General features: G+C 40.1%; 5 protein-coding genes and 2 tRNA genes. 6 read left to right on the top strand and 1 reads right to left on the bottom strand.

Going from position 1 to position 6,000, the window contains the following annotated elements; genetic code table 11:
- Positions 1–27: 27 nt before the first annotated feature.
- From E7276_RS06920 to E7276_RS06895, 6 genes are all read left to right on the top strand, one after another.
- A tRNA-Met gene (locus tag E7276_RS06920) sits at positions 28–101 on the top strand.
- Between the two features lie 29 nt (positions 102–130).
- Positions 131–203 (top strand) — tRNA-Phe (locus tag E7276_RS06915).
- A 113-nt stretch (positions 204–316) separates the two neighbouring features.
- Complete coding sequence (locus E7276_RS06910; protein WP_294215514.1) at positions 317–1,249, top strand: D-2-hydroxyacid dehydrogenase; 933 nt, start codon at positions 317–319, stop codon at positions 1,247–1,249.
- Positions 1,250–1,426: 177 nt separating this feature from the next.
- A complete protein-coding gene (locus E7276_RS06905) occupies positions 1,427–2,854 on the top strand; it encodes an ATP-binding protein (protein ID WP_294215512.1) in 1,428 nt (475 codons plus the stop codon).
- Positions 2,855–2,899: 45 nt separating this feature from the next.
- The gene (locus E7276_RS06900; RefSeq protein ID WP_294215509.1) at positions 2,900–3,724 is read left to right on the top strand and encodes a transketolase; all 825 of its coding nucleotides are present in this window, start codon (positions 2,900–2,902) and stop codon (positions 3,722–3,724) included.
- Positions 3,725–3,726: 2 nt separating this feature from the next.
- The gene (locus tag E7276_RS06895; protein WP_294215507.1) at positions 3,727–4,665 is read left to right on the top strand and encodes a transketolase family protein; all 939 of its coding nucleotides are present in this window, start codon (positions 3,727–3,729) and stop codon (positions 4,663–4,665) included.
- Between the two features lie 195 nt (positions 4,666–4,860).
- Here E7276_RS06895 and E7276_RS06890 read toward each other — a convergent pair whose 3' ends face one another.
- Complete coding sequence (locus tag E7276_RS06890; protein ID WP_294215504.1) at positions 4,861–5,895, bottom strand: aldose epimerase family protein; 1,035 nt, start codon at positions 5,893–5,895, stop codon at positions 4,861–4,863.
- Positions 5,896–6,000 lie beyond the last annotated feature (105 nt).

Raw genomic sequence — 6,000 nt, 5'->3', positions numbered from 1 at the left:
TCCACCACCGCCCATCTTTTTTAATATCGCGGGATGGAGCAGTCTGGAAGCTCGCCGGGCTCATAACCCGGAGGTCGATGGTTCAAATCCATCTCCCGCAACTCAGTGACTTCCTTTGGTTGTTGCTTGTGCCCAGATAGCTCAGTTGGTAGAGCAGAGGACTGAAAATCCTCGTGTCGTTGGTTCGATTCCGACTCTGGGCACTATTTTTTTTACCCTCTAGGAGAAATTCCTAGAGGTTTTTTTATGCCCTAAAAAGGTTGCTAGATTATTAACTGCTTGTTAAAATGTGTAAAGATTTAAGGAGGTATTACTTATGAAAATAGTTTTTTTAGACAGAAAATCAATTGGTGAAGATATAGATTTAAAATCCTTTGAAGACTTTGGTGAAGTCATTACCTATGATTATTCAAGTGTTGAAGAGGCTGCTATTAGAACAAAGGATGCCGATATTATCGTTTTAAATAAAGTTCCAGTTAATGAAAAGACAATTGGAAATGCACAAAACTTAAAGCTAGTATGCGTTACCGCAACAGGAACTAATAATTTAGATAAGGAATATTTAGCAGCAAAAGGTATAGAATGGCGAAATGTTGCAGGCTATTCCACAGAAGCTGTAGCACAGCACACATTAGCATTATTATTTTATTTATATGAGCATTTAAGCTACTATGACAATTATGTAAAGAGCGAAAAATATGTAAATGATACCTTATTTACACATTTTGATATGCACTTTAATGAGATTAATGGAAAGACATGGGGAATTATTGGTTTAGGAGCAATTGGAAAAAGAGTAGCAGAAATTGCAACATGCCTTGGTGCAAATGTAATTTACTATTCTACAAGCGGTAATAATCACGATTCTGAATACAAAGAAGTTGATTTTGATACATTGCTTGCTACTTCGGACGTTGTCTCTATTCATGCTCCACTTAATGAAAATACATTAAATATGATTGATAAAGTGGCATTAAATAAAATGAAAAAGAATGCTATTTTAATAAATGTTGGTCGAGGTCCTATAATAAATGAGCAGGATTTAGCAGATGCTTTAAACAATAATGTAATTGCTGGTGCAGGACTTGATGTACTTGATGTTGAGCCTATGAGTGAAACTAATCCACTTAGAGGAATTAAGGATAGTAACAAGCTAATAATAACACCACATATTGCCTGGGCTGCTGTTGAAGCTCGTCAGAGACTTATGGAAATAATTCACCAGCAAATAAAAGATTTTTTACACTAATAGGTAAAAAAATAGAAGACACTATAGAGCGAAAAGATAGATAATTTTATAGTGACGATTACAATTGGCACTTGGATATTGAAAACAGACTAAAAATTGTCATTCTATTGCATACTTAGTTGAAACGTGATACCATGGTTTTGCACGCGCATATAAGGTGTGCAAAGGAGAGGTGTTATGTTTATAGGACGTAAGAACGAGTTAGAAAAGCTTAATAGTTTTTATGATGGGGAAGCAGCTTCTGTAGCTGTAGTTTCTGGTCAGATTGGTATTGGCAAAACTACCTTGCTTCAAGAGTTTGCAAAAGAGAAAAATGCATTATTCTTTGATGCATATGAGACCACAGCAAAGCATCAGCTAGAGCGTATTTCGCAGATAATTGGAAGCAAAAAAACGCTTACAGCAGAAGGTGTCTGTGGTGAAATTTCTAAGAGAGCTGCAAAAGAAAAGCAGCTTATCATCATTGATCAATATCCAAATATTGTTAAGGCAGATCCTGATTTTGAAAAGACTTTACACAAATATTTTGCAGAAGAGTGGAAGGATTTACCTGTTAAATTAATACTTTGCTCTGATGCCTTTATGTTAGTAGAAAAATACATTAAAGGTAAAAAGGCAGTTTGGGCCAAGGATATTTCCTTGGATTTAGTTATTGAGCCTTTGGGATTCTACGAGTCATGCTTATTCTTTGCAGATTCTAGCCCTAAGGAAGCAGCGTTCTTGTATGGTATTACAGGTGGAATACCATATAATTTGGCTAGAGTAGCTAATATGCTGGGAGTAGATGGTTTCCAGGAGTATGGGCTTGTTTCTGTACCTGAGGAAGACAGAATCAAGGCCATCACTACAAAGCTATTTTTGGACAAAAAGACAAAGGTTGGATTAAATCCTGAGGCAGTTATGTCTACAGAGCTTAGAGAATTGGCATATTACAATTACATGCTTACAGCTCTTGCTAAGGGATTAAACCGAGTAAATCAGATTTCTGCTGAGGTTGAAAAACCAAAGGATGTTGTAGTGCCTTACCTTAATTCACTTATGACAATAGGTGTATGCAAGAAGGATACTGCGATTACAGAAATCACAAATAGGAAAAAAACCAGATATTCAATAGTTAATACTAGTACTTTGTTCTGGTACAAATATATCGTGCCTAATTATGAGAAATACGTGGAAGGCGATATTGCAGGACTTTGGGATGCTTTATATTCAAACATAGACGAATATATGAAAACCGTATTTATCAAAATATGTGGTGAGTATCTTGCTGATAAAAGCGAGAAAAATCAGTTACCATTTACTGTAGAGCAGATAGGAAACTGGTGGGTTAATGACGATGAAGCAGGAACAACAGACGGTTTTGATTTAGTTTCCCTTGGAAAATGCGACGAGAAGCCTGCTACTATATTTGCACAATGCTACTACACTCATGAACCTATTGAGGTTGCCCAGTTAAAAACACTTATCGAAAAGACAAAGCAGTTGCACAGACAGGGCGATGCATTCTATTTAGTATTCTCAAATGCAGGTTTCCATGAGAATGCAATTACAATTTCTTCAGCAATCAAAAATATTATGCTTATCAATTTGGATGAAATAAGGTAAAATATTTTAGGTTAGATTAAAGTAAAAGCTTTTAGGAGGAGAAAAATGACTAATCAAGAGCTAAAGAAAACAGCTACTGAGGTTCGCAAGGGCATCATTGAAGGTGTTCATGCAGCTAAAGCTGGACATCCAGGCGGATCATTATCAGCAACAGAGGTATTTACATATCTTTATTTTGAAGAAATGAATATTGATCCTAAGAATCCAAAGAAGGAAGACAGAGATAGATTTGTTCTTTCAAAGGGACATACAGCACCAGGTCTTTACGCTACACTTGCACAGAGAGGATTCTTCCCAGTAGAAGATTTAAAGACACTTCGTCATATTGGTTCACATCTTCAGGGACATCCATGCGTACAGCACACACCAGGTATTGACGCTTCATCTGGTTCACTTGGACAGGGTATTTCAGTTGCAGTTGGTATGGCTCTTTCTGCAAAGCTTTCAAACGAGAGCTATAGAGTATATACACTTCTTGGTGATGGTGAGATCCAGGAAGGTCAGGTATGGGAAGCAGCTATGTTTGCTGCAGCAAAGAAACTTGACAATCTTTGCGTAATCGTTGATAACAACGGACTTCAGATTGATGGACGCATCGAGGATGTTAACAGCCCATATCCAATCCCAGACAAGTTCAGAGCATTTAACTTCCACGTAGTAGAAGTTGCAGATGGTAACGATTTCGACCAGCTTAGAGCTGCATTTGACGAGGCAAAGGCTACAAAGGGTCAGCCTACAGCTATCGTAATGAAGACAGTTAAGGGCAAGGGCGTTTCATTTATGGAGAACCAGGTAGGATGGCATGGAAAAGCTCCTAACGATGAGGAATACGCAATTGCAATGGAAGAATTGGGAAAGGCTGGTGAGTAAGAATGGCAGACGTAAAGAAAATCGCAACTCGTGAGAGCTACGGAAATGCTCTTGTTGCTTTAGGTGAGAAATATGATAACCTTGTAGTTTTAGACGCAGACCTTGCAGAGGCTACAAAGACAGGTATTTTTAAGAAGGCATTCCCAGAGCGTCACATCGACTGTGGTATTGCAGAGTCAAACATGGTAGGTATCGCAGCAGGACTTGCTAGCACTGGAAAGGTACCATTCTGCTCTTCATTTGCAATGTTCGCAGCAGGACGTGCATTCGAGCAGGTACGTAACTCAGTTGGTTACCCACACCTTAATGTAAAAATTGGTGCTACACACGCTGGTATTTCAGTAGGTGAGGATGGTGCTTCACATCAGTGTAACGAGGATATCGCACTTATGCGTACAATCCCAGGTATGACAATCATCAATCCTTCAGATGATGTAGAAGCAAAGGCTGCAGTAGAGGCAGCATACAAGATGGAAGGCCCAGTTTACCTTCGTTTTGGACGTCTTGCAGTACCTGTAATCAACGACAGACCAGATTACAAGTTTGAAATTGGCAAGGGTGTTGTTCTCAAGGAGGGCAAGGACCTTACAATTATCGCTACAGGACTTGAAGTAAACGAGTCACTTGAGGCAGCTAAGAAGCTTGCAGAGGATGGAATCGATGCAGAGGTAATCAACATCCACACAATCAAGCCTATTGATGCTGACCTTATCGTAAAGAGCGCATCAAAGACTGGCAAAGTAGTAACAGTTGAAGAGCACTCAATCATAGGTGGTCTTGGTGGAGCCGTAGCAGAAGTTCTCTCAGAGAAGTGCCCAACAAAGATGCTTCGCATCGGAGTTCGCGACACATTCGGAGAGTCAGGCCCAGCCGTAAAGCTTCTTGAGAAGTACGAGCTCGACGCAGCAGGCATCTACAAGCAGATCAAAGCTTTCGTATAAGCATAAACCTAGAATTATCCAGCCCAGGAGCGAGTCTCCTGGGCTTTTTCTATGCCCCAAAGAAACCAGCTTCCGGCCCATCTTGGCATCAAAGGTTGGTGCTGTAAAAGCTAGCTAAGATAGGCCGTGGAAAGAAAAAAGGGCATAGAAAAAGCCCACCATGTAGAAGGTGGGCTTGAGAGCGTAACCAGCGACCTAAAGGAATTTGTATATGGTAGTTGAGTGTGCTTTTTGACCAGCGTGTGCGATTGGCTGCTCAAATGTAGGTACGTTGATGGCATTTGGGAAGTACTGTGACTCGAAGCATACACCGTAGCGCTTGTCGTAAGGTACGTTACCCTTGCCGATTTGTGATGGATCAAGGTAATTGCCAGCATAGAGCTGTACGCCAGGTAAGTCTGTGTAAACTTCCATTTTTCTGCCGCTTTCAGGATCCTCAAGTGTGCAAGATGGAGCATCTAGAGTGTGCTTGTTGAGGCAGTAGTTGTGGTCGAAACCGCCTGCCCAGTTGAGCTGATCATAGTCTGCATCAGTGTCGCGGCTTAAAGGCTTTGGAGTTGTGAAATCCATTGGAGTGCCTTTTACTTCGCGACATTCACCGTGAGGGATAGACTCAGAATCAGTATGAGTGTACTTGTCTGCATCGATCCATACAATGTGGTTCATAACGGAGCCAGTGTCATGTCCGTTTAAGTTGAAGTAGCTGTGGTTAGTTGGGTTGAAAATTGTATCAACATCTGAGATACCTGAATAATCAAGGCGAAGTGAATTGTCTTCACCAAGTGTGTATGTGATGGTAATATCCATTTCACCAGGGAAACCGCATTCCATGTCAGCCTTGTGGCAAGTGAATGTAATGTGGTTGTCATCAACAGATTCAACATCCCAGATGCGTTTGTGCATTGGGTTGAAGCCTGAGTGAAGGTTGTTCTTTCCGTCGTTTGCATCAAGCTTGTATTCTACACCGTTAAGAGTGAATTTGCTGTCACCGATACGATTGCCGTTAGGGCAGATGCAGCAGCCAAAGCCTGGTCCATTTACAAAGTAGTCTTCTAGCTTTTCGTATCCAAGAACAACATCTGAAAGAATGCCCTCTGAATCAGGAACCCAAAGCTCAAGTAAATTACAGCCGAAATTCATGATTTTAGCTTGCATACCATTGCTGTTAATGAGTGTGTATGCAACGATGTCTTCGCCATTTTTTGTGACGCCAAGTTTTTCTTTTTCCACGTTAAAACCTCCCTAAAATAAACTATTTTTATGATAAATATTAATGTTTATAAATACAAGATTTTCGGTGGATTTAAGCAATAATTCTATTTAAAAATGTAAAGG

Origin of the sequence: Pseudobutyrivibrio sp., from assembly GCF_015057185.1 — a bacterium.
Lineage (GTDB): Bacteria > Bacillota > Clostridia > Lachnospirales > Lachnospiraceae > Pseudobutyrivibrio.
The sequence above is the reverse complement of the archived record's forward strand: the minus strand, read 5'-3'. Positions and strand labels throughout refer to the sequence as shown.

Bases quoted from the DNA above. Each gene is read 5' to 3' on its own strand.
- E7276_RS06895 (WP_294215507.1), top strand. From the start codon at position 3,727: ATGGCAGACGTAAAGAAAATCGCAACTCGTGAGAGCTACGGAAATGCT.
- E7276_RS06905 (WP_294215512.1), top strand. From the start codon at position 1,427: ATGTTTATAGGACGTAAGAACGAGTTAGAAAAGCTTAATAGTTTTTAT.
- E7276_RS06910 (WP_294215514.1), top strand. From the start codon at position 317: ATGAAAATAGTTTTTTTAGACAGAAAATCAATTGGTGAAGATATAGAT.
- E7276_RS06900 (WP_294215509.1), top strand. From the start codon at position 2,900: ATGACTAATCAAGAGCTAAAGAAAACAGCTACTGAGGTTCGCAAGGGC.